We start from the raw sequence: 22,960 nt of genomic DNA, 5'->3' as shown, positions 1-22,960 counted from the left end.
AGATTATTGCGCGCCCTCGGGGCAGTTTCAGCGCGGAAGAGTCTTACCGCTCAAGGCACATGGCCACGCCCATGCCCCCGCCGATGCACAGGGTTGCCAGCCCCTTTTTCGCATCGCGCCGCGCCATTTCATGCAGCAGCGTGTTCAGGATGCGGCAGCCCGATGCGCCGATCGGGTGGCCAATGGCAATCGCCCCCCCGTTGACGTTCACGATTGACGGGTCCCAGCCCATATCCTTGTTCACCGCACAGGCCTGTGCGGCAAAAGCCTCATTCGCCTCGACCAGATCAAGGTCGCCGACCGACCAGCCCGCCTTTTGCAACGCCTTGCGCGAGGCATGGATCGGGCCGACCCCCATGATCGACGGGTCAAGCCCGGCGGTGGCATAAGAGGCGATGCGGGCGATCACGGTCAGCCCGCGCTTGGCCGCCTCTTCCTCGGACATGATCAGAACGGCAGCAGCGCCGTCATTCAGGCCAGAGGCATTGCCGGCGGTGACCGAGCCATCCTTGGCAAAGGCCGGGCGCAGTTTCTGCATGCTCTCCAGCGTGGCCCCGTGGCGGATGTATTCGTCCTGATCCACGACCGTATCGCCTTTGCGGGTCTTTACCGTATAGGCAATGATCTCATCGGCGAATTTGCCGGCCTTTTGCGCCGCTTCGGCCTTGTTCTGGCTGGCCAGGGCGAATTCGTCCTGCATGTCGCGGCTGATCTGCCACTGGCTGGCAACGTTTTCCGCCGTCTGCCCCATGTGATAGCCGTTGAACGCATCCCACAGCCCGTCACGGATCATGGAATCGATGAAATTCAGATCCCCCATCTTCTGTCCGGCGCGCAGGTGGGCCACATGCGGTGACAGCGACATGTTTTCCTGCCCGCCGGCCACCACGATCCGCGCATCGCCAAGCTGCACATGCTGCGCCCCCAGCGCGACCGCACGCAGGCCCGAGCCGCAGACCTGATTCAGCGACCAGGCACTGGCCTCTTTGGCAAGGCCCGCCTTGATATGCGCTTGCCGGGCGGGGTTCTGGCCCTGGCCAGCGGTCAGCACCTGACCCAGAATGGTTTCCTCGACCTCGGCCTTGTCGATCCCGGCACGTTCCACCACGCCGGCAATCACGGCGGCCCCCAGATCATGCGCAGGCACATTGGCAAAAGCGCCATTGAAGCTGCCTACGGCGGTCCGCCCCGCAGCAACGATTACGACATTGGTCATATGATCTCTCTCCCTTGGCCAAGGCGACAGAGGGCCTTTCCCCTGCCTTCCCTTTTGACCTAAGCCCCTGTGCCGCAAAGCGCAAGATTCTTGCGTTGCACAGGTGACCCCGCGTCATCAGCGGCGGGTTTCAGGCCAGGTGGCGTTTCTGGGCGGCCCAGTCCGGCTGTACCGTCGGCATGCCAAAGAGATAGCCCTGCAGGCAATCCACCCCCATCGCGCGCAGATAATTGGCATCGGCCAGATCTTCGACAGATTCGGCCACGCACATCATGTCAAACTGACGCGCAATCGCGAGCAAAGCCGCCGTCACCACCTGATTGTCCGCATCCTCATGAATGTTGCGGATGAAATGACCGCTGATTTTCACGATATCAAAGGAGAATTCCTTGAAATAGCGGATGGCGGTAAAGCCTTCGCCAAAATCATCCAGCGCAAAGGCAATGCCTTCGGCCTGCAGGCTTTCCATGAAGGCGATCACGATTTCCGGCATCAGCATGGCCGAGCTTTCGGTGATTTCCAGAATCAGCCGTTCCCCCACACCCTGATGCGCCCGCAGGGTGCTGCGCAGGATCGCCGTCCATTTCGGATAGCCGATGGACCGGGCCGACATGTTGACCGCCAACCGGATCTGCGGCTGCTGGACCAGCGTCGCCAGACCCATGGTCAGGGCGGCGCAGTCAATGTCCCGCGCGATCTGATGCGCTTCGACCGCAGGCATGAAATCGCAGGCGGGAATAACGCGGCCGGTCGGGTCAAGCACCCGCATCAGGCCTTCGTAAAACCCGATCCGGCTGGGGTCGGCAGACAGAACCACCGGCTGATAGGCCAGGCGCAAACGGCCCTTGGTCAAGGCATCGCGCACCATGGCAATGACCTGCCTGTCACGCTCTGACACCGCAACGGCCAAGGGGCTGCTGGCGGCCAAAGGAACATCCTGCAACGGGATTTCGTTCTGTCGCATCACGCAGTGCCTTTTCTTCAACCCGAGTCCACGATGTCGCCACACGGGTTAATCTTGCGTAAAGTTTCACATTTTGTTCCAATTGTCCGGATAACGCGGAATCGGGTGACGACAGATGGGCGGGGATGCGCAAGGGCGGTGCGGCTGGTGCGGGACAGAGCAGATTTATCTGGACTATCATGATCATGAATGGGGCGTGCCCGAACGGGACAGCCGGGCCCTGTGGGAAAAGCTGATCCTTGATGGCTTTCAGGCGGGGCTCAGCTGGATCACGATCCTGAAAAAGCGCGACAATTTCCGCGCGGCTTTCGAAGGATTCCGGCCCGACATCATCGCGCAATGGGGCGAGGAGGACATCACCCGCCTGCTGGCCAACCCCGGCATCGTGCGGCATCGGGGCAAGATTGCCGGCACGATTCTCTCGGCCCGGGCCTATCAGCGGATCGAGCAGCGGATCGGGTTTTCCAGTTTCATCTGGTCGTTTCAGGATGGAAAGGTTCAGCAAAACCAATGGCAAAGCCTGTCACAGGTGCCCGCGCAAACCCCGGTGTCGCTTGCGCTGTCAAAGGCGCTCAAGCAAGAGGGCTTCACCTTTTGCGGGCCCACCATCGTCTATGCCTTCATGCAGGCGACCGGCATGGTGAATGACCATCTGGTGACCTGCCCCTGCCATGCAAAGGTGGCGGCCTTGGCAGGGTGACCGCGGCACCCTTGCGCCCGGCCCGCCACCCGCTAAAGCTGTCGCCGATCAAGGGGGCACAATGGCCATAGACCTGACTTCACTCGCCGATGTGCTGGCCCTGCGCTTTGATGACATCATCGATGTGCGCGCGCCCGCAGAATTTGCCGACGACCATCTGCCGGGTGCCATCTCGCTGCCGGTGCTGGATGATGCCGAACGGGCCCGGGTGGGCACGATCTACAAACAGGTCTCGCCCTTTGATGCGCGCAAGCTGGGGGCCGCTATGGTGGCAAAAAATGCCGCGGCGCATCTGATGGGGCCGCTGGCAGACCGGCCCGGTGGCTGGCAACCGCTGGTCTATTGCTGGCGCGGCGGCCAGCGGTCGGGGTCATTCGCCACCATCCTGTCGCAGATCGGCTGGCGGGTGCAGACCATCAGCGGCGGGTACAAGACCTGGCGGCGGCTGGTGGTTGATGCGCTGCAAGCCCCGATGTCCAGCCCGGTGATCGTGCTGGACGGCAACACCGGCACCGCCAAGACCAGCCTGCTGGCGCATCTTGAGTCCCTCGGGGTGCAGGTGATCGACCTTGAAGGTCTGGCCTGCCATCGCGGTTCGGTGTTTGGCGCGATGGGCCCGCAACCGTCACAACGCAGGTTCGAAGGGCAGCTTGCGCTGGCGCTGGCTCGGTTGGACCCGACCCGCCCGGTGGTGGTCGAGGCGGAAAGCTCCAAGATCGGCAGTCTCAGCCTGCCCGCCGCTCTGTGGCGCGCGATGGGACAGGCCCCGCGCATCGCCATCTCGGCCCCGCTGGAGGCGCGGGCGCGCTATCTGACCCAGGCCTATGCCGATATTGTCGCCGATGCCCAACGGCTTGGCGCGGTCATCGACCGGCTCAAACCCTCGCATCCGGCAGAGCGCATCGCCGACTGGCACGGCTTTGCCGCCACGGGCCAGTTTGCCGCCCTTGCCACCGGGTTGATGCAGCACCATTACGACCCGCGCTATGCCCGGCACCGCGCGCGCAGCACACAAGGCGTGACAGAGATCGAGACCCAGAGCCTTGACCCGGAGGCCCTGCCCGATCTTGCCCGCCGCATTGCCAAAGCCATCCCCGCGGGCTGACCGCTGCCGGGTTGCACCTTTCGAAACCCCTCCCGCGCGGAACGCGCCGCGCTGTCAGGGCAGCACAATGGCCCCCGGCCCCGCCGTCACCTGCCCGATCACAACGGCCATCTCCCCGGCCTGTGCCATGCGGGCCAAGACCTCATCGACAGACTCGGCGGGCAGGCAGGCCAGTAGCCCGCCACAGGTTTGCGGGTCAAACAGCAGGTCCAGCCTTGGCCCGGCCCCGCCGTCCACCTGCCAGCCCACCGCGGCCCGGTTGGCGGGTGCAAGGGTCGAGGCCACGCCCTGCGCCGCCAGCCCCTCGGCCCCCGGCAGCAAGGGCAGATCGGCCAGCGACAGCCGTGCCCCCAACCCGTCCGGCTCCAGCATTTCCCACAGATGCCCCGCCAGACCAAAACCGGTCACATCGGTCATCGCGCTGGCCCGGTCGCGCAGAATGGCCGCTGCGGGCCCCAAAGGCCGGGCCATGCTGGCGATGCAGTCTGCCCAGATCTCGCCCAGCATCCGCCCGCCGCTCTGGTCCGGGTCCACCCGCACCAGCGCCATTTCCGCCGCCAGAATGACACCGCTGCCCAAGGGCTTGGTCAGCACGATCACGTCCCCCGGCCGCGCCCCCCTCTTGGTGCGCGCCGGCCCGGTCAGAAGCCCGGTCACGGTGAACCCCACGGTCAAGTCATCGCCCACCGACGAATGCCCGCCCACCACATCGGCCCCGGCGGTGCGGAACACGTCATGCGCCGCCTGCATCACCTCGGCCAGCATATCCGCCTGCAGCGCATCCGACAGGCGCGGCAGGGTGATCTGCGCCAGCGCCGCCTGCGGCGCGGCCCCCATGGCCCAGACATCGCCCAGCGCATGCACCGCCGCCAGCCGCCCCATCAGCGCCGGATCATGTGTAAAGGCGCGCAGATGGTCGGTGGTGATCACCTGATCGGTGCCGCCGATGCGCAGCAGCGCCGCATCATCCCCCGGCCCCGACAGCACATCCGGGCGCAGCGGCGCGGCGATCCCGTCCAGCGCCGCCCGCAGCGCCCCCGCCCCCACCTTGGCCCCACAGCCGCCGCACATCGGCTTATCACCAACAGCCTCGCGCAGGCCAAAGGCATGCGGCTGCGGCAGGGCGGGCCGACCCATCGCCGGATAATCCGCAAACTTCGCCATGAACTTCGCGTCGATCCGGTCCTTCACCCGCCACAGCCAGCCGCCGCCGGCCCGCAAGCCAAACTTGTCGGCCACTGCCACCTTGCCGCCCACCGACACCAGTTTCAGATAATCGCGCTGCGGGCGGTAGCGGCGCAGCGCCCCACCGGCCACCGCCACGCGCAGGTTGTGCAGCAGCACCGGGGCCTCGCGCACTGCAAACACCCCGGCCTTGGGGCGGGGCGCATGGGTCAGATGCGCGCAATCCCCCACCGCGAACACCGCCGGGTCCGAGGATTGCAGGGTCGGCCCCACATCGACAAAGCCATTGGTCAGCAAAAGCCCGGTCTGGGCCAGCCAGCCCTGCGGCCTCGCGCCTGCCACCGACAGGGTGAAATCCGATGCCAGCCGCCGCCCGTCGGTCAGCACCACCGCATCCGCCAGAACCTGCGCCACACTGACCCCGGTGATCAGCGTCACGCCATGGTCGCGCAGCGCCGCCAGCAGGGTGGCACGCGTGCCGGCAGACACGCCCATAAGCGCCTCGCCCCCCCGGTCCAGCAGGGTGATGCGCGGTGCCTTGCCCAACCCCCGCAGCCGATGCGCCGAGGCCAGCGCCAGCTCCACCCCGCCGACGCCCGCGCCAATGATGGTCAGCTGCGGATCAGACCCCGCTGTTGCCACGAACGCCTCCCACCGCGCGGCATAGGCCCCCAGCGGCTTGGCGGCGACGCCGTGTTCTGCATAGCCCGGCACCTCGGGCAGGTCAGACGCGATGCCGATGTCGATGGAGGCCACGTCATAGCGCAGCCGCCGCCCCGAGGTCAGCACCACCTGCCGCGCCGCCCGGTCAAGGCCGCAGGCGCGGTCAAGCACCACCCGCGCCCCGGCAAAACGGGCCAGCCGCACCAGATCGATCATCATCGCATCGCGGGAATAATGCCCCGCAATCGCGCCGGGCAACATGCCGGTATAGGGGGCCACCGGCCCGGGATTGACCACCGTGATCCGCGCCCCCGGCAGCGGGGTCATCCCCCACATCCGCAACACCAGCGCATGGGCATGCCCGCCGCCGATCAGCACGATGTCACGGGTCAGGGGAAGCGGCGGCATCTGCATGCGAAAGGACTCTCTGATCAAAACAGCGCCGACTCTACGCCCGCGACCGCACAAGGGCGAGGGGGATGCGTCCCCTCACCGCACACCACTGCATGCGCCGCCCTCAGCGCCGCTTGCGCAGCACCTTGCGTTTCAGCTTGCTGGCCTTGGCCGCTGCCTGCCCCGGCTTGCGCGGGGCGTACTTCCCCCGGCGCGGCGCGGCCTTGGGCAGCGTTCCGCCTTCGATGTTGAGCAGGTCCAGCGTGATCCCCCCGGTCACCGGCGTTGCCTCGGCCAGCCGCACCGTCACCCGTTGCCCAATGCCGATGGTCATCCCAGAGTCCGCCCCGGTCAGGGTCTGGCTGTCCTGATCATAGTGATAAAACTCGCGCCCGATGCTGCGAATGGGAATCAACCCATCGGCCCCGGTTTCATCCAGCTTCACGAACAGGCCAAAACGCTGCACGCCGGAAATCCGCCCGGTGAACTCCGCCCCCACCCGGTCGGCCAGATAGGCCGCAAGATAGCGGTCGGTGGTATCCCGCTCCGCCGCCATGCTGCGCCGCTCAGAGTCGGAAATCAGCTTGGCGGTTTCCTCCAGCGTCTCCACATCCTGCGCGGACAAGCCATCCTTGCCCCAGCGATGCCCGGCGATCAGCGCCCGGTGCACGATCAGGTCGGAATAACGCCGGATGGGAGAGGTGAAATGCGCGTAATTCTTCAGCGCCAATCCGAAATGGCCAAAATTCTGCGGAAAGTAATAGGCCTGCGTCATGCTGCGCAGGGTGCTGATGTTCAGCAGCTCATCAAATTCCGTCCCCTGCGCCGCCGCCAGCAGCGTGTTCAGATGCCGGGTCTGCAACACCTGCCCCTTGGCCAGCACAAAGCCCGAGGCTTCCGCCACCTCGCGCAAACTGTCCAGCTTTTCCGGCGTCGGCTCCTCATGCACCCGGAACAGCAAGGGCTGCTTCAACCGCACCAACTCTTCCGCCGCCGACACATTGGCCAGGATCATGAATTCCTCGATCAGCCGGTGCGCGTCAAAGCGGTCCTTGAACGTCACCGCCTTGACCTCGCCCGTGTCGGACAGTTCGATCTTGCGCTCCGGCAGATCAAGGTCCAGCGGCTGGCGCAAGGCGCGGGCGTGTTTCGTTGCGGCATAGGCGGCATACAGTGGCTTCAACACCCGCTCCAGCAGCGGGGCTGTCGCCTCATCCGGGCTGCCGTCAATCGCCGCCTGCGCCTGCTCATAGCTCAGGCTGGCGACAGATCGCATGATCCCGCGCACGAAACGGTGGCTGATCTTGGCCCCTTGCGCATCCAGCCGCATCCGCACCGCAAGGCAGGCACGGTCCACATGCTGATGCAAGGAACACAGATCGCCCGACAGCACGTCCGGCAACATCGGCACCACCCGGTCGGGGAAATAGGTGGAATTGCCGCGTTTGCGCGCCTCGCGGTCCAGCGCCGACCCGGGGCGCACATAATAGGCCACATCGGCAATCGCCACCCAGACGACAAAGCCACCCGGATTGCCCGCCTCGCGGTCATGTTCGGCATAGACCGCATCATCGCGGTCACGCGCATCGGCAGGGTCGATGGTCAAAAGCGGCAGGTCGCGCAGATCCTCGCGCCCGTCCAGGCCCGCAGGTTCCGCCCGGTCGGCCTCGGCAATCACCGCATCGGGGAACTGGTCGGGAATGCCGTGCTGATGAATGGCAATCAGGCTCACCGCGCGCGGCCCCGACGGGTCGCCCAGCACGGCGGTGATCCGCGCCTGCGGCAGGCCCATGTTGCGCCGCCCGATGGCTTCACCCTCAACCAGCTCGCCATCCTTCGCGCCCAGCGTCATGTCCCGCCCGACACGCCATTCCTTGTCTTGCCCCTTGTCGATGGGCACGATCCGCCCGCCCTCGGCATTGGCACGAAAGACCCCAAGCACCCGCAGCGGGTTGGTGCCGATATGGCGGATCAGCCGCGCCTCATACTGGTATTCGCCCACATCCGCCGGCGACAGCCGCGCCAGAATGCGGTCCCCCGCCGCCAATGCGGGGTCGCCCTTCTTCGCCACGAACAGCACCCGCGGGGCCTCGCCCTCGCCGCCCCATTCCATCGGCCGGGCAAAGACATCGCCCTGCGCATCCGGCCCGGTGATGATCAGGATGGACACCGGCGGCAGGCTGTCGGGGTCGCGGTAGCTGCGGCCCTTCTTGGCCACCTGCCCCTCCTCCTCCAGCTCGGCAAGGATGCGCTTCAGCTCGATCCGCGCCGCCCCCTTGATGCCAAAGGCGCGCGCAATATCGCGCTTGGCCTGCAGGCCGGGGTTCTCGGTGATCCAGTGCAGGATCTGCTCTTTGCTGGGCAATTGTTCCATACCATCAGCCCTAGCACGCCCGCCCCGCGCACGAAAGCCACCAGCATTTGCACCTTTGCCAAATACTCACGACGGACAAACGCCCAAGCTGCGCCCATCCCGTAGGGCGACGAAATCCCGATCTGGGCGTAGGGCGGGGTTCACCCCGCCTTTGGTCGCACATGGCGGGGTGAACCCCGCCCTACCGTTGCAAGCGCCCGCGCTACCAGCGGCGCAAAGCCGCCTCGTCCTCATCCTTCGCCGCCACCCAGGTAGCACCCTCCGGCCCCAGTTCCTTTTTCCAGAACGGCGCGCGGGATTTCAGGTAATCCATCAGGAACTCTGCCGCCGCAAAGGCATCGGCCCGGTGCGGCGCGGCGGTGGCGACCATCATGATCATCTCACCCCCCGCCAGCCGACCATGGCGGTGAATGACCAGCGCATCCACCAGTGCCCAGCGGCTGCGCGCCTCCTCCATGATCGCCGCAATCGCGCGTTCGGTCATGCCGGGGTAGTGCTCGATTTCCATTGCAGAAAGCGTGCCACCATTGTCGCGCACGATGCCTGTGAAGGTCACCACAGCCCCGGCCCCGGCCGCGCCCGCCGCGAAAGCCACCGACTCGGCCCCCAGATCGAACGGCTCTGTCTGCACGGCCAATCGCATCCTAGCCCCCGGTCATCGGCGGAAAGAATGCCACCTCACGCACCCCGGCCAGGGGGGAGTCAAAATCAGCCAGGTCCTGATCCAGCGCCACCCGCAGGCTGGACAGATCGGCAAAGGCCATCGCATAGCGCTCTTCGCGCGCCACCAGTTCGGCAATCAGCCCGGCAACCGTTTCGGCCTGCGTGCTCACCCGTTCGCGCGGCAGCCCGATCCGTTCGCGCACCCAGGCGAAATACAGAACCTCGACCGTCACGGTTTTTCATCCTTCAGATAGGGCAGCGATTTGCGGAAGTAATCCCAGCCGGTGATCAAGGTCAGCACCGCCGCCGCCCAGATCAGCCCCAGCCCGACAAAGGTCGCCAGCGAAGAACATCCACGCGCGCCGCAAGACCGCAGCGGATCGGCAAGCCCCTGCGACACCAGCGCGGCATATTGATCATTGGTCATGCCGCGCCGCGCAATGCCCTCGACATGTTCCAGCCCGGTGCCCAGAAACAGCACCGCAATCGCCACCATCTGCGCCGTGGTCTTCCACTTGGCCAGCTTGGTCACCTTCAAAAGCCCGGCCTTTTCCGCCAGAAACTCGCGCAGGCCCGACACGAACACTTCGCGGAACAGGATCAGCGTGACCGGCAGGATCAGCCAGGGGTTCATCCCGGAATAGCCGGTGATGATCACCAGCGCGATCACCACCATCGCCTTGTCGGCAATCGGGTCCAGCATCGCGCCGAACTTTGATTCCTGTTGCCAGCGCCGGGCGATATAGCCATCAAACCAGTCGGTGACAGCGGCCACGATGAACAGGGTCAGGGCGAACCAATCGGCCCAGGGACGGTGGAAATACAAGAACATGATCGCAACGCCGGGGGCAGCGATCAGGCGCATCACCGTCAGGATATTGGGCAGCGTCCATCTCATGCCTGATGCTTAGACCATTAACAGCGCCAGAGGAAAGCGGATTTGATCAGAATGGCAGCGGGGCGCTGAAGGTCACGCGGTCGTTGGTGGCAGGATGGTGCAGGCTCAGGGTCTCGGAATGCAGCATCAGGCGCGGGGCCTCGCGCGCCGCGCCGGTGGCATAGATCTGATCGCCGATGATCACATGGCCCAGCGCGAGCATATGCACCCGCAGCTGATGACTGCGCCCGGTCAGCGGATGCAGCCGCACCCGGGTTTCCGTTTCATCACGCCCGATCACCTCCCAGTCGGTCTGCGCCGGGCGGCCGTTTTCAGGGTCCACCATCTGGCGCGGGCGGCGCGGCCAGTCGCTGCCCAGCGGCAGATCGACATGGCCCCGGTCCTCCTCCATCACGCCCCAGACCCGCGCCACATAGGTCTTGCGGGCGCGTCGCTGCTCAAATTCCTGCCCCAGAAAGCCCTGCGCCTGTTTGGTCCGGGCAAAGATCATCACGCCGGATGTGTCACAATCCAGCCGGTGTACCACCAGCGCATCCCAGTATTCCGCCTGCAGGCGCGAGATCAGGCAATCCTGCCGCCCCTCCAGCTTGCCCGGCACGCTCAGCAGCCCGGCAGGTTTGTCCACCACAAGGATATGCGCATCCTCGTACAGCACCGACAACGGCACATCCGGCGGATCATAGCCGAAATCGGGGATCAGGCTGGGGGCATGGTCGGGGACAACGCGCCGGGTCATAGGATGGAATGGCCCGCCGCCTGCAATCGTTCCGCCAGATGGCGGATATGCGCCGGTCCCACCTCGCAGCAGCCGCCGACGATGGTGGCGCCCATGTCCACCCATTGCAGGGCGAAATCGGCGTATTTCTGCGGCGTCAGGTCGTGGCGGTGGGTGTAATCGGGCGCGTCCCCGCTGTCGGGCAATGGCAGGCTGGAAATCTCGGAAAACCCATTGGCATAGGCCCCGAACGGCAATCCCATGGTGGACAGTTCGCGCAGGGCCGCCGCCATCGCCTCGGGCATCGAACAATTGGCCAGCACCGCCGCCGTGGGATGCGCGGCCACCACCTCGGCCAGCGCCGCCACCGGCTCGCCTGACCGCAGCTTGCTGCCATCGCGGTCATCCACCGATACCGAGAGCCAGACCGGCACCCCCGCCGCCTGCGCGCCGCGCAAGGCTCCGCGCGCAAGGTCCAGCGACGACATGGTCTCGCACAGGATCACATCGACATGCGCCCCCATCAGCCGCGCCTTTTCGGCATACAGCGCCGCCGACACCTCCACCGGCGGCGTCAGATCGGGGCGGTAGCTTTCGCCCAAGGGCCCCATCGACCCGGCAATGATCCCGCGCCCATGCTCGGCCCGCGCCTGATGCGCCTGCTGCAACGCATGCAGATGCAGCGCGTGGTAGAACGCATCCAGCCCCGCACGTTCCAGCCGGTCATGCAGGATGTTATAGGTATTGGTGGTCGCCACCGAAGCCCCGGCCGCGAAATATTCGGCATGCACCTCGCGCACCAGACCGGGGTGGTCGATCATCGCCCGCGTCGCCCACAACGGCGAGCGGTCATCGCCCGCGCGGGCAATCAGCTCCTGCCCCATGCCGCCATCCAGAAGCGTAATCTGTGCCATCAATCTGCCTTTCAGGCCGCGTCGCGGAACACATCCGCCAGCAATGCGGTGAAAAACGCCTCATCCGCAGCGGTAAAGGCCGCAGGCGTGTTGCTGTCCAGATCAAACACCCCCAGCAGCACCCCCGCCCCGTTCCACACCGGCAAAACCAGCTCTGACCGCGTGCTGGACGCGCAGGCAATATGGTCCGGGAAGGCATCGACATCGGGCACATTCATCACCTTGCCCGTCCGCGCACAGGCCCCGCAGACCCCGCGCGAAAACGGAATGACCAGACAGCCATGCCCGCCCTGATACGGCCCGATCTTCAAAAGCTCCGGTGCCACCACCCGGTAAAACCCGGTCCAGTCACTGAAAGGGTGCCCGTGATGCACCTCGCAGGCCACCGTCGCCATCAGCGCCACCGCATCACTCTCGCCTTCGGTCAGCGACAGCACCGCGCTGCGCAACCCGTCGTAATCCACACCCATCTTAATACCCCAAGGCTATGCCATCCTTGCGCGGATCGGACCCGGCCGTCAGCACGCCGTCTGCCCCTATCACAATGGCCTGCGCGCCGCCAAGCGGGGTGTCGGGCGTGGTGACCTGATGCCCCAGCGCCGCAAGCTCGGCCCGCACCGCCGCGCCATATCCCCGCTCGACCTCCAACGCGCCATTGGCGGCAAAGCTGCGCGGCGCATCGATCGCGGCCTGCACATCCATCCCGAAATCGCGCATGTTGGAAATCAGCCGGGCATGCCCCGCCGGCTGATAGCCACCGCCCATCACGCCAAAGGGCATGGTCACCCGGCCATTTTCCATCACCATGCCCGGGATGATCGTGTGCATCGGCCGCTTGCCCCCCGCCGCCTCGTTCGGATGCCCCTCCGTCAGGGTGAACCCCGCGCCCCGGTTCTGGAAGCACAGCCCGAACTTGTCCGACGCCAGCCCCGCGCCAAAGCCCCAGAACACCGAATAGATCAGCGACACCGCCATCCGGTCGCGGTCCACCACGGTGATATAGATGGTGTCACGGTGGATCGCCTCGGTCAGCGGCGGCGCACTGGCCATCACCTTGCCCGGATCGATCAGCGCCGCCAGCTTGGCCCCCGTGTCCATGGACAGCATGTGGTCCAGCCGGGGCGATGTCTCTGCGATAAACCGGTTGCGCGCATCATAGGCCAGCTTGGCCGCCTCGGCCTCCAGATGCACGCGCGCCGCGCCAAACGGGTCCATTGCCGCCAGATCAAACTGCGACAGGATGTTGAGCAGCAAAATCGCCGTCGCCCCCTGCCCGTTCGGCGGATGTTCCAGCAGATCGATCCCCTTGTAGCTGCCCTGCACCGGATCACCCCAGGTGCAGCGCGTCGCGGCCAGATCGTCCAGTGTATGCGTCCCGCCCAAGGCGCGCAGGCTGGTGATCATATCCTCGGCCACCTCGCCCTCATAGAACCCGGCGCGGCCCTGCGCCGCGACCCGGCGCAGCACCTCGGCCTGTCCCGGCGCGCGGAACACCTGCCCGGCCCTTGGGGCCTGACCGTCGATCAGAAACAGGTCGCGCGCGCGCCCCCGCAATTCGGGCGCATCATCGGCCCAGTCAAAGGCCACGCGCGGCGCCACCGGCACGCCCGCCTCGGCATAATGGATCGCGGGGGCCAGCACCTGCGCCAGCGGCAGGCTGCCCCAATCGGCGGACAGGGTGCAGAACGCATCCACCGCCCCCGGCATCGTCACCGATTCCACCCCGCGCAACGGCACTGCCGTCAGCCCCCGGCCGCGCATCTCTGCCGCCGACAGGCCCGCAGGCGCGCGGCCAGATCCGTTCAGGGCCATCACCCGCTCTTCGCCCTTGGGTTTCAGCAGCACAAAGCAATCACCGCCCAATCCGGTCATCTGCGGTTCGCAAAATCCCAGCAGCACCGCCCCGGCAATGGCGGCATCCGCCGCATTGCCGCCCGCCTTCAGCACCTCGAGTGCGGCCTGCGCGGCAAGCGGATGCGACGTGGCGCAAACCGCGTTTTCAGCATAGACGGCCGACCGGCCCGGAAGGTGAAAGTCGCGCATGGTGCCCCCTTGTTGTCGGGGTCACGCTAATCAGCCGCGCGGCGATGTGCAAATGGCATGAGGATCTCGGCGCCGCAAACTGGGTGGGGGCATTGTCCGCAGCGCCGAGAGAAGCCTTTAAGCAGCTACCCGATCACTTTGGCCGAAGATCACGTTCGTTTCAGGGGGAAATTCAGGCAAGATTGCGTCAGCCTTGTCGGATCTGGCAACAAAGCGCCGGTCATTGCGGGCCCTGTTGCGATGCAATCCGGAATGTCAGGATATTCCGCCCTCCCGCACGCCGATAGCTCACGTCTTTTGTCAGGGTGCGAATCAGGTGCCAGCCATAGCCCCCCTCTGGCACCTCGCCGCCATCGGGCACCGGCGCGACCCAGGCGGGAAGCACCGAGCATCCGGGCAGCGGCAGGCCGGCATCCATGATCCGGCAGGTCAGATCGCTGTCCGACAGGTCGATCATCACCTCAATCTCGCCCGGGGCCTGCGCATAGGCGTGTTTGACGATGTTGTTCAACGCTTCGGCCAGAACGATCTGGGTGCTGTCACAGGCATCGGGGTTGATCCGCCACCGCTTCAACCGGGCAAACACCACCTGCACCGCATGCCGGACAGACATCGGGTCCGACGCGATGACAAAGCAGGTCCGGCGGGCCGCGGCATCAGACAACATCACGAAAGTTGCCCGCCAGATCCGGAACGTCAGGGTGAATGGTGAAAACCGAATCCATCCGGGTCAGCCGGAATACCTTGTCGACAGAAGGGGTCAGACCTGCGAGTTCAAGCGGGCGGTCAGGGCCGAGCGCTTTGCGCACCGCCACCACCGCCCCCAGCCCCGAACTGTCAATGAAGGTGACGCAGGACAGATCCAGCACCACCCGCCCCCGGGCACCAGCGGTCAGATCGCGCATCCTGTCCTTGAAATCAATCGCCCCCGCGGCGTCAATGCGCTTTTCGTGCACCCGCACGATCATCAGCTCGGGGGTCATTTCAGAATCCAGTTTCATTCCAGCCCTCCGGCACTTGGCAAAGCCTAGCGCCCGAAGATTACCGACTGGTCAATGACCGCCGGTCAATTCAGCTGAAACTGCAACGGATAGCGCCCGTCCTCGAAATCCCCGAACAGATCACCCAGATCGGGGTGGCCCACCGGCTCGCCGGTTTCGTCCGGAACCAGGTTCTGTTCCGACACATAGGCGACGTAGAAGCTCTGGTCGTTTTCCGCCAGCAGGTGATAGAAGGGCTGGTCCTTGGCGGGGCGGCTTTCTTCGGGAATGTTGTCATACCATTCCTCGGTATTGGAAAACATCGCGTCGACATCAAACACCACACCCCGGAACGGGTGCTTGCGGTGCCGCAGCACCTGACCAAGATGGTATTTGGGAGTCAGTCTCAGCATCGCATTGCAATCCCCTTCGGATGGTTATTAATCCCGATGCAAGGGCCTTGTCCACATGACAGGCGATGATTTAAGGAAACAAACTGTGGTCCTTATCCTCACAGTGCTGGAAATCGTGGCCCCTGTCGGCCTGCTGGGCGCCATCGGATATCTGTGGGTCAAGACCGGCCATGAATACCGGATGGAGTTCATCACCCGCCTGTCGATGACCCTGTCGGTGCCGGCGCTGATCTTCACCGCGCTGATGAAAACCGAGCTTGACCCGGCGGCGCTGACCGCCGTGAGCCTGGCCGCCGTTGCGGCTTACGGGGCGCTGACGCTCCTCCTGTGGGGGGTGGTCAAGGGCCTGGGGCTGGACCGGCGCACCTATCTGGGCCCGCTGATCTTTGGCAATACCGGCAATGTCGGCCTGCCCCTTGCCATGTTCGCCTTTGGCGAGGCGGGGCTGGGCTACGCCGTGGTGATTTTCGCGGTGATGATGGTGTGGAGCTTCACCTTCGGCATCTGGCTGGTGTCGGGCGGCGGCTCGGCCCTGCGCATCGTCAAGGAACCGGCGATGGGGGCCACGCTGCTGGGCGCGCTGTTCTTGTGGCAGGGCTGGCAGACCCCGGACTGGCTGACCAATGCGCTGACCCTGCTGGGCCAGATCGCCATTCCGATGATGCTGATCACGCTGGGCGTCGCCGTGGCGCGGCTGACGCCGGGGCGGCTGGGCCGCGCCCTCTGGCTGTCCTTGATGCGCGGCGGCCTGACCGTGGCGGTCGCCGTCGCCGTGGGCCGCTTCTTCGCGCTGGACCCGGTGGCCTTTGCGGTTCTGGTGGTGCAGATCAGCACCCCGGTGGCGGTCACCTCCTACATGCTGGCCGAGAAATACGGGGCCGATGCCGATGCGGTCGCGGGGCTTGTCATCGCCTCCACCTTGCTTGCGATCATCACTTTACCGCTCACTCTCGGATTTCTGATCTGAACCGCCGCCGTGCCCCATTTCCCCCGCAGCACATTTGCCCTATCATCAGGACAATAAATATAAACGTGCGAGGGGCAAATGAGCAGACTTCTCCGCGCGTCGATGATCTTGTTGCTATTGGCCGCCTGTGGCGGTGGCAGTGGCAGGTTTTCGGCGCCCCGTGATTTGGAAAACGCCTGCGCCATCGTGCGTGAGCGTCCGCAATACTTCCGCGCGATGAAGGCGACAGAACGCAAATGGGGCATTCCCATTCATGTTCAGATGGCCACCATCCATCAGGAATCGAAATTCATCGGCAATGCCCAGACCCCGCACCAGTTTGCGCTGGGGATCATCCCGATGGGGCGGCAATCTTCGGCCTATGGCTATTCCCAGGCCCTGAACGGCACCTGGGAAGAATATCAGCAGGATCAGAACCGCCGCTCTGCCCGCCGCGACCGGATCTCTGACGCCACAGATTTCATGGGCTGGTACATGGATCAGACCCAGCAGCGGCTTGGCGTGTCAAAAACCGATGCCCAGAACCAGTATCTGGCCTATCACGAAGGGCGCACCGGCTTTGCCCGGCAAAGCTATCTGGCAAAGCCCTGGCTGGTGGATGTAGCAGCCCGGGTGCAGATCCGGTCAAACATGTATGCCCAGCAACTGATGACCTGCGGTCGCGCCTGACGACAGACCTCTGCCATGGGCCGGGGCGCACTACCCCGGCCCGTGGCACAGCCGCGCGGGCACAGCCCCTTATTGGCCGCGTTTCGAGATTTCGCCGTTGATATCGAAATAGGACGCCGGCATCGACCCGCCCTTGACCATCTCTCCCAGAATGACCGTGGTCTGATTGCCGACATCATCGGTGATGATCCATTGCCGCAATTCCACCGGATTGGCGGTAAACACCAGCTCGATGGTGCCATAGGCCGGGTTCTCGGGGTCTTGCGCGATCACGCGGGTGGTATTTTCCACCTCCCGATGGCCCACAACCATCCCGTTCCGACCCAGGTTGACATCCGCCGCCAGGATCAGGTTCAGCGGGGTGCGCCGCAGCGGATATTGCTCGGGCGGCTGGTTCGACTTAGCGTCAAAGATCGCCACCTGCTGCCCCCCGGCCATCACCAGACTGCGGTCAGGCGGCGCATATTCAAACCGGATGCGCCCGGGCCTCTGGATATACAGCTTGCCGGTGGCAATGGTGCCGTCCCCGTTCACCTGGGTGAAATCGGCCTGCACCGTCGTCAGCCGGTTCAGATAGGCCGACAGGTCAGCCAGCGGGATCGGCGCAGCAGCGGCCGGTGCGCCAAGCGCGAAAAGGGCGAGCGGGGCCAATATGGCGGTTCTACGGTTCATCATACGGATATAGGGGATGTCTCGGTGTCGTGAAATCCCCCGCCCGGCGTGATCCTGTCACGTCCAGGCGAGGCGGGTGTAACACAGGGTATCATACCCCGGCCCGTCATTCGTTCAGAAAGCGGATCAGCGAGGCATTGAACGCCTCGGCATGGCTTGCGGTCACACCATGGGGGGCGTCGTTGATCAGCGCCGTGGTGCTGTGCGCCACATGCGTGCCGGTACGCGCACCCGATCCGACAAAGGGCACGATTCCATCGGCATCGCCATGCAGGACCAGCGTCGGCACCGTCACCTTTTCCAGATCCTCGCGGAAATCGGTGGTGCCGAATGACGTCATGCATTGCAGGGCCGCCGATGGATCGGATTGCTCGCACAATGCGATGGCCTTTTGCCGCTCGTCCTCCGACACCTTCAGTTCGCCATCTGCCGAAAAGAAATCGCGGGTGAACTGGTCAAAAAACGCGCTGCGATCCTTGCGCAGGCCCTGCTCCATCTCTTGTGCCGCCGCTTCGGTCAGCGGACCTTGCAGATTGTCTTCCGAGCGCAGCATGAACGGCGTGACCGATGAGGCAAAGACCACCGAATGCAGCCGCTCCTCGCCGTGGTTGCGGATATAGCGGGCCACTTCGCCGCCGCCCATCGAAAACCCGACCAGCGTCACATCCTTCAGATCATGCGCCTCGATCAGATCCGACAGGTCTTTTGCAAGGTTATCATAATCATACCCGCTTTCGGGTTTCTCCGACTGGCCGAACCCGCGGCGATCATAGGTGATGACGCGAAAGCCTTCTTCCACCAGCGCAGGCACCTGATGCTCCCAGGCCTTGCCGGACAGTGGCCAGCCGTGGATCAGAATGACAGGGCGGCCGTTTTCGGGTCCGGCGGTCTCAACGTGCAGTTTGACGGGCATAAGGTTTCCTGACTGGGATGGGGTGTCAGATAACCCCCGCCATGCCCAGACGGTTCCGCTCCGCCCGCCATCACGCTGTCAAACAGATCGTGAGCACCGCTGCATCGCCTTGCCGCATCACTCCCCTGACGCCATCCGCGCGATGTAATCCGCCGTCATCAGGTCCAGATGCGCGCCACCGCCGTTCTTGGCGATCGTGATCTCATCATTGGACCGGCGGGCAAATCCCGCCGGATCGTCGTAGAAATCCGCAATCACATCCGAGTCGGATATCGCGCCGCTGGCCATCGGTGCGAGCAGCTCGCCAATATGGCCAATGGTCGTGGCCCGGCTGTCCACGAACAGCCGCGCCCGTGCCATGGCCGCGTCATCCACCTCGCGCATCGCGGGCGTATAGGCCCCGATCAGGTCCAGATGCTGCCCGGGTTGCAACCAGTCGCCCTTGATCAGCGGCTCTTTGGCCATGGTCGCGGTGCAGATGATATCCGCCGCCCGCACCGCCGCCTCCAGATCCTCCGCCACCGGCAATCCCATCGCCGCCGCCGTGGCCCGGTTCCGGCTCCACACCATGAATTCCGCCTGCGGGAAAACGCTGGCATAGGCGCTGATCATCGACCGCGCGACCGTCCCCGCCCCCACCAGCAGGATGCGGCGCGAGTCCTTGCGCGCCAACCGCTTGGCCGAGAGCAGCGAATCTCCCGCGGTCTTCCACTTCGTCACCAGATGGAAATCGACCAGCGCCGTCAGCACGCCGGTACGGTCGTCATACAGCGTCACCGCCCCGTTCACGCTGGGCAATCCCTGCGCCCCGTTGCCCGGAAACACCGTCGCCACCTTCACCAGTTGCCCCAGCCCGTCAATCCAGGCGGCCCGGTTCAGCAGCGTGTCCCCACCGCGATACAGCACCATATCACGGATCTCCGCCCGTGGCCGCAGATGCCCCGCCTCCAGCGCATTGGTCAGCCCCTCCCAGGTCAGCCGCGCCTCGACCTCCGGCCCGATGATCCGCACCGTCATAGCCCCGCCTCCGTTTTCGTCAGCAATCCCTCGTCCACCAGCCGCGCGGCCCACCCCTGCCAACCGGTGAACAGATGAACCCGCCAGCCCCGCGCCGCCGCCGCCTCGATGTTCTCGGCCTTGTCATCGGTAAAGATCAACCGCTCCGGCGCGATCCCGGTCGCCTCTTCCATCTGCCGGTAGATCTCGGGCTCCGGCTTGCTCGCCCCCATCCGGGCCGAAACAAAGGCCCGGTCGAATTCGTTCAAAAAATCATACTGGCTCTGGGCATAGGTAAAACTGTCATCGCCGAAATTGGTCAGCGCCAGCACCGGCACCCCCTTCCCGCGCAACGCCCGCAACAGCGCGATCGACCCCTCGATGCGCGGTGCCGCCATCTCGATCCAGTTGTGATACCAGCACAGGATCTCGTCGCGCCACGCGCCATGCGCCTGAGCATGCGCCTCCACCGTGGCGCGGAATGGCGCTCCGGCATCAATGGCCACATTCATCGCCTCGATCCCGGTCTCGGCAAACAGCCGCCTGCGCCCGGCCTCGCCCAGCCGCCGATCATAAAACCCTTCCGGGTCCCAGGACATCAACACATTGCCGATATCGAAAACCACCGCTTCGGGTCGTGTCATGCTGCACCTCTGTTTGCCCGGCGGCATAAAGCCCCGCGCTGCGCTGATTTTCAACCCATCCGCTGCGCCGCCCGCAGCGCCCGGTCCAGCACATCCAGAAACCGCGACCGGTCCGCCTTGGAAAACGGCCGCCCGCCCCCCTGCCGGAACGGATCGGCGCTGCGCAGATCCTGCATCAAATCACGCGTGGCCAGCGCCATCCCGATATTGGCGGTGCTCAGCTCTTCGCCATTGTGCTTGACCACCCGCGCCCCCGCCGCCACGCATTTCGCGGCCAGGGGAATGTCCCCCGTCACCACCACATCGCCCGGGCCACAGGCCTCGGCAATCCACTTGTCGGCCTCATCCGGGCCGGCGGCAACAAACACGCTTTCCACCAGCGGATTCGCCGATGGCCGGATGCCGCCATTCGACACCACCAGCATCCGCACCCCATGCCGCGTGGCCACCCGCTCGGCCTCCGCCTTCACCGGGCAGGCATCGGCATCAATGAACACCCGCGTCATCGCTCACCCATACAAGGCCTTGGCGTGGAACCCGATATGCTCTTCCATGAAAGAGGACACAAAGAAATAGCTGTGGTCATAGCCCTTCTGCATCCGCACCGCCCCCCCCTGCCGCCGTGCGGCAATGGCCTCGGCCAAAGCCTCGGGCTTGAGCAGGTCGATGAACTGGTCCGCTGTGCCCTGATCCACCAGAACCGGCCCGTCAAACCCGCGCTTGCGCATCAGCAATGTCGCATCATGCGCGGCCCAGGTGCTCTCATCTGTCCCCAGATAGGCCGCAAACTGCTTGCGCCCCCAGTCTCCGGCGGTCGGATGGCAGATCGGCGCAAAGGCCGACACCGACTTGAATCGTCCCGGAAAGCTCATCGCAATCGTCAGCGCCCCATGCCCGCCCATCGAATGCCCCGTAATCGCCTGCGCCTCCTCGGCCAGCGGGAACGCGCTGAACAACAAGCGCGGCAGATCCTCGGTCACATAATCCCACATCCGGAACTGCGGAGCCCAGGGCTTTTGCGTGGCGTTCACATAGAACCCCGCCCCCTGCCCCAGATCGAAGGCCGCATCATCCGCCACCCCCGGCCCGCGCGGCGAGGTGTCGGGAAACACGATCCCCACCCCCGCCTCGGCCGCCCAGCGCTGTGCGTTGGATTTCACCATCGCATTCTCATGCGTGCAGGTCAGCCCCGACAGAAACCAGATCAGCGGCACCGGCCCGTCCTCGGCCCCCTCGGGCAGGAACAGGCCGAAGATCATCTCGGTCCCCGTCGCGCTCGAGGCATGCGAATACACCCCCTGCACCCCGCCAAAGGCCCTGTTTTCCGCTACCGTCTTCATCCCGTTCCTCCATTCACCAGGGCAATCACCGCCGTCACCGTCAGCACGCTCGCCGCCGTTGACAGCAGGATCGCCGTCGACACCCGCTGCGGCGCCACGCCGAAATGCGCGGCCAATATATACACATTGCCCGCCACCGGCAGGGCGGCCGCCGCAATCATCACCCCCGCCGCATAGCGCTCCACCGGAAAAATCACCAGCGCCGCCAGCGCCACCGCCGCCGGATGCAGCACCAGCTTGGCACTGGCCAGCCAGACCGCCACCTGCACCCGCTCCGCCGCCCGCCCGGCCAGCGAGGCCCCGATGGCAAACAGCGCGCCCGGTGTGGCCGCCGCGCCCAATGTGGTCATGAACTCATTCACCGGCCCCGGCAGCGCCCAGCCCGTCGCCCCCCAGGCCAGCCCCAGCACGATCGACACGATCATCGGGTTCTTGAGCAACCCCAGCCCCAGCACCCGGAAAATCCCCAGGGACATCCGCCCCTCGCGCCGCGCCGTGATCACCAGCGTGATCACCGAGGAAAACACGATCAGATCCACCGCCAGCACCAAGAGCACCGGCCCCGCCGCCGCCGCGCCCAGCAGCAGCACCAGCATCGGCACCCCCAGAAAGCCCACATTGCCGATCACCGCGCATTGTGCCTCGACCGCCGCCTCCTCCACCGACACCCCCCGCCACAGGGCCACCCCGGTCGCCAGCAGATAGACCAGCACCGAGGCCGACAGATAGGCAAAGACAAAAGGCCACTCGAAGATCTCGCCCAGCGACAGATTGGCCGCAAAGCCGAACAGCATCGCCGACAGCGCGAAATAGAATACGAATTTCGTCAGCGCCGCCGTCGCCTCCGCCCCGAAAAACCGCGTCCGCCCGGCCAGATAGCCCAACCCGATCAGCGCAAAGAACGGCAGGGTCTTCAAAAGGATCGGCAGCATAGTTTCACTTTCAACGGGCTCGGCTCAGGCTTTCAGAAAGCCGACGCCCCCGCAACCCGCCAGACCGCCACCCTGGTCATTTCCTGTTCCCAAATATCCTGGGGGGGCCGCGCCCTGCGCGCGGCGGGGGCAAAGCCCCCCAGCGGAGGGATCGCGGCGCAGCCGCGGCCCGACACATCGCGTGCGGGCGACAGCCCGCTCCACCAAATCCGACAGCTCCGCTATCCCATCGTTTCCAGACAATGTCGCCGGAACGCGCGTTTGAGCATGTCCAACTCCTGCCGCAGCAGGTCCACCTCGGCCCGCAGATCCTCCTCCATCGCCACCCCGGTGATGATGGTGAAATGCGCCAGCGTCTGGTCGCTGCCCGCCGCGCGGATCAGGAAGGTCTGCACCCCCTCGCTCAGCACCTCGGCCGGAATCGGCACCCGCACCGCCCAGTCCCCGGCCCGGCCCGGCACAGGCGCCACCGCCACACCGGCAAGGGGCTGGTCCAACAGCCACACCTCCAGCCTGGGCTGGTCTGCCCCCCCCGTCAGCACCCCTTCCCAGACTCCGGCCCGGATGCGGGTCTTGGTCAGCCGTTGTTCCGACATCTCTG

At 65.3% G+C, this 22,960-nt stretch carries 26 protein-coding genes; 4 read left to right on the top strand and 22 right to left on the bottom strand.

Translation table 11 applies throughout. From position 1 onward, the window contains the following. Positions 1-43 precede the first annotated feature (43 nt). Positions 44-1,216: an acetyl-CoA C-acetyltransferase gene (locus CXR43_RS01535; RefSeq protein WP_103332285.1), complete on the bottom strand. Its 1,173-nt coding sequence runs from the start codon at positions 1,214-1,216 to the stop codon at positions 44-46. 130 nt (positions 1,217-1,346) lie between these two features. Further along, positions 1,347-2,180, bottom strand: a complete 834-nt coding sequence (locus tag CXR43_RS01530) for an EAL domain-containing protein (RefSeq protein ID WP_103332284.1) — start codon at positions 2,178-2,180, stop codon at positions 1,347-1,349. A 115-nt stretch (positions 2,181-2,295) separates the two neighbouring features. Here CXR43_RS01530 and CXR43_RS01525 point away from each other — a divergent pair, with 115 nt between their 5' ends. Both CXR43_RS01525 and mnmH read left to right on the top strand, forming a co-directional pair. After that, the gene (locus CXR43_RS01525; RefSeq protein ID WP_103332283.1) at positions 2,296-2,880 is read left to right on the top strand and encodes a DNA-3-methyladenine glycosylase I; all 585 of its coding nucleotides are present in this window, start codon (positions 2,296-2,298) and stop codon (positions 2,878-2,880) included. Between the two features lie 61 nt (positions 2,881-2,941). Further along, a complete protein-coding gene (gene mnmH / locus CXR43_RS01520; RefSeq protein ID WP_103332282.1) occupies positions 2,942-3,985 on the top strand; it encodes a tRNA 2-selenouridine(34) synthase MnmH in 1,044 nt (347 codons plus the stop codon). 54 nt (positions 3,986-4,039) lie between these two features. Here mnmH and selD read toward each other — a convergent pair whose 3' ends face one another. The 12 genes from selD to hspQ form a co-directional block, all read right to left on the bottom strand. After that, entirely contained in the window at positions 4,040-6,247 is a 2,208-nt protein-coding gene (selD, locus tag CXR43_RS01515; protein WP_103332281.1) for a selenide, water dikinase SelD, read from the bottom strand. 103 nt (positions 6,248-6,350) lie between these two features. After that, positions 6,351-8,600: a ribonuclease R gene (rnr, locus tag CXR43_RS01510; protein ID WP_103332280.1), complete on the bottom strand. Its 2,250-nt coding sequence runs from the start codon at positions 8,598-8,600 to the stop codon at positions 6,351-6,353. Between the two features lie 202 nt (positions 8,601-8,802). Beyond that, positions 8,803-9,243 (bottom strand): molybdenum cofactor biosynthesis protein MoaE, encoded by a 441-nt coding sequence (locus CXR43_RS01505; RefSeq protein ID WP_103332279.1) that lies wholly within the window; start codon positions 9,241-9,243, stop codon positions 8,803-8,805. 1 nt (position 9,244) lies between these two features. After that, the gene (moaD, locus tag CXR43_RS01500; RefSeq protein WP_103332278.1) at positions 9,245-9,496 is read right to left on the bottom strand and encodes a molybdopterin converting factor subunit 1; all 252 of its coding nucleotides are present in this window, start codon (positions 9,494-9,496) and stop codon (positions 9,245-9,247) included. Further along, entirely contained in the window at positions 9,493-10,161 is a 669-nt protein-coding gene (pgsA, locus tag CXR43_RS01495) for a CDP-diacylglycerol--glycerol-3-phosphate 3-phosphatidyltransferase (RefSeq protein ID WP_103332277.1), read from the bottom strand. Before pgsA ends, moaD begins: the two co-directional genes overlap by 4 nt. Before the next feature lie 46 nt (positions 10,162-10,207). Continuing rightward, positions 10,208-10,897 carry an RluA family pseudouridine synthase gene (locus CXR43_RS01490; protein WP_103332276.1) on the bottom strand — a complete coding sequence of 230 codons (690 nt, stop codon included), beginning with the start codon at positions 10,895-10,897 and terminating at the stop codon, positions 10,208-10,210. Beyond that, positions 10,894-11,790 (bottom strand): homocysteine S-methyltransferase family protein, encoded by an 897-nt coding sequence (locus tag CXR43_RS01485; RefSeq protein ID WP_103332275.1) that lies wholly within the window; start codon positions 11,788-11,790, stop codon positions 10,894-10,896. The genes CXR43_RS01490 and CXR43_RS01485 overlap by 4 nt, the downstream gene beginning before the upstream one ends. 11 nt (positions 11,791-11,801) lie before the next feature. Continuing rightward, positions 11,802-12,260 (bottom strand): GAF domain-containing protein, encoded by a 459-nt coding sequence (locus CXR43_RS01480; RefSeq protein ID WP_103332274.1) that lies wholly within the window; start codon positions 12,258-12,260, stop codon positions 11,802-11,804. A gap of 1 nt (position 12,261) precedes the next feature. Further along, complete coding sequence (locus CXR43_RS01475; protein ID WP_103332273.1) at positions 12,262-13,833, bottom strand: gamma-glutamyltransferase family protein; 1,572 nt, start codon at positions 13,831-13,833, stop codon at positions 12,262-12,264. 220 nt (positions 13,834-14,053) lie between these two features. Beyond that, positions 14,054-14,500, bottom strand: a complete 447-nt coding sequence (locus tag CXR43_RS01470) for an ATP-binding protein (protein ID WP_103332272.1) — start codon at positions 14,498-14,500, stop codon at positions 14,054-14,056. Continuing rightward, complete coding sequence (locus CXR43_RS01465) at positions 14,490-14,834, bottom strand: STAS domain-containing protein (protein WP_103332271.1); 345 nt, start codon at positions 14,832-14,834, stop codon at positions 14,490-14,492. Before CXR43_RS01465 ends, CXR43_RS01470 begins: the two co-directional genes overlap by 11 nt. 65 nt (positions 14,835-14,899) lie before the next feature. Next, on the bottom strand, positions 14,900-15,226 hold the full coding sequence (gene hspQ / locus CXR43_RS01460; protein WP_103332270.1) for a heat shock protein HspQ: 327 nt from the start codon (positions 15,224-15,226) through the stop codon (positions 14,900-14,902). Positions 15,227-15,311: 85 nt separating this feature from the next. Between hspQ and CXR43_RS01455 the strand changes: the two genes are divergently transcribed. Continuing rightward, positions 15,312-16,193, top strand: a complete 882-nt coding sequence (locus CXR43_RS01455) for an AEC family transporter (RefSeq protein WP_103332269.1) — start codon at positions 15,312-15,314, stop codon at positions 16,191-16,193. 78 nt (positions 16,194-16,271) lie between these two features. Further along, positions 16,272-16,862, top strand: a complete 591-nt coding sequence (locus CXR43_RS01450; protein WP_103332268.1) for a transglycosylase SLT domain-containing protein — start codon at positions 16,272-16,274, stop codon at positions 16,860-16,862. A gap of 69 nt (positions 16,863-16,931) precedes the next feature. Here the strand turns inward: CXR43_RS01450 and CXR43_RS01445 are convergent, their stop codons facing one another. The 8 genes from CXR43_RS01445 to CXR43_RS01410 all read right to left on the bottom strand — a co-directional run bounded on the left by CXR43_RS01445 (position 16,932) and on the right by CXR43_RS01410 (position 22,955). Further along, positions 16,932-17,534, bottom strand: a complete 603-nt coding sequence (locus tag CXR43_RS01445; protein WP_168219720.1) for a LolA family protein — start codon at positions 17,532-17,534, stop codon at positions 16,932-16,934. 106 nt (positions 17,535-17,640) lie between these two features. Next, a complete protein-coding gene (locus CXR43_RS01440; RefSeq protein ID WP_103332266.1) occupies positions 17,641-18,447 on the bottom strand; it encodes an alpha/beta fold hydrolase in 807 nt (268 codons plus the stop codon). 117 nt (positions 18,448-18,564) lie between these two features. Further along, the gene (locus CXR43_RS01435; protein WP_103332265.1) at positions 18,565-19,464 is read right to left on the bottom strand and encodes an ornithine cyclodeaminase family protein; all 900 of its coding nucleotides are present in this window, start codon (positions 19,462-19,464) and stop codon (positions 18,565-18,567) included. Next, positions 19,461-20,087: an HAD family hydrolase gene (locus CXR43_RS01430; RefSeq protein WP_103332264.1), complete on the bottom strand. Its 627-nt coding sequence runs from the start codon at positions 20,085-20,087 to the stop codon at positions 19,461-19,463. Before CXR43_RS01430 ends, CXR43_RS01435 begins: the two co-directional genes overlap by 4 nt. A 50-nt stretch (positions 20,088-20,137) precedes the next feature. Next, positions 20,138-20,593 carry a YaiI/YqxD family protein gene (locus CXR43_RS01425; RefSeq protein WP_103332263.1) on the bottom strand — a complete coding sequence of 152 codons (456 nt, stop codon included), beginning with the start codon at positions 20,591-20,593 and terminating at the stop codon, positions 20,138-20,140. A 3-nt stretch (positions 20,594-20,596) separates the two neighbouring features. Beyond that, a complete protein-coding gene (gene fghA / locus CXR43_RS01420; RefSeq protein ID WP_103332262.1) occupies positions 20,597-21,427 on the bottom strand; it encodes an S-formylglutathione hydrolase in 831 nt (276 codons plus the stop codon). Continuing rightward, the gene (locus CXR43_RS01415) at positions 21,424-22,359 is read right to left on the bottom strand and encodes an AEC family transporter (RefSeq protein ID WP_103332261.1); all 936 of its coding nucleotides are present in this window, start codon (positions 22,357-22,359) and stop codon (positions 21,424-21,426) included. The genes fghA and CXR43_RS01415 overlap by 4 nt, the downstream gene beginning before the upstream one ends. 221 nt (positions 22,360-22,580) lie before the next feature. Further along, complete coding sequence (locus tag CXR43_RS01410) at positions 22,581-22,955, bottom strand: hypothetical protein (protein WP_103332260.1); 375 nt, start codon at positions 22,953-22,955, stop codon at positions 22,581-22,583. Positions 22,956-22,960: the final 5 nt, after the last annotated feature.

It is taken from the genome of Pseudotabrizicola formosa (assembly GCF_002900965.1).
GTDB lineage: Bacteria > Pseudomonadota > Alphaproteobacteria > Rhodobacterales > Rhodobacteraceae > Pseudotabrizicola > Pseudotabrizicola formosa.
This window is presented reverse-complemented; position numbering and strand designations above follow the sequence as displayed.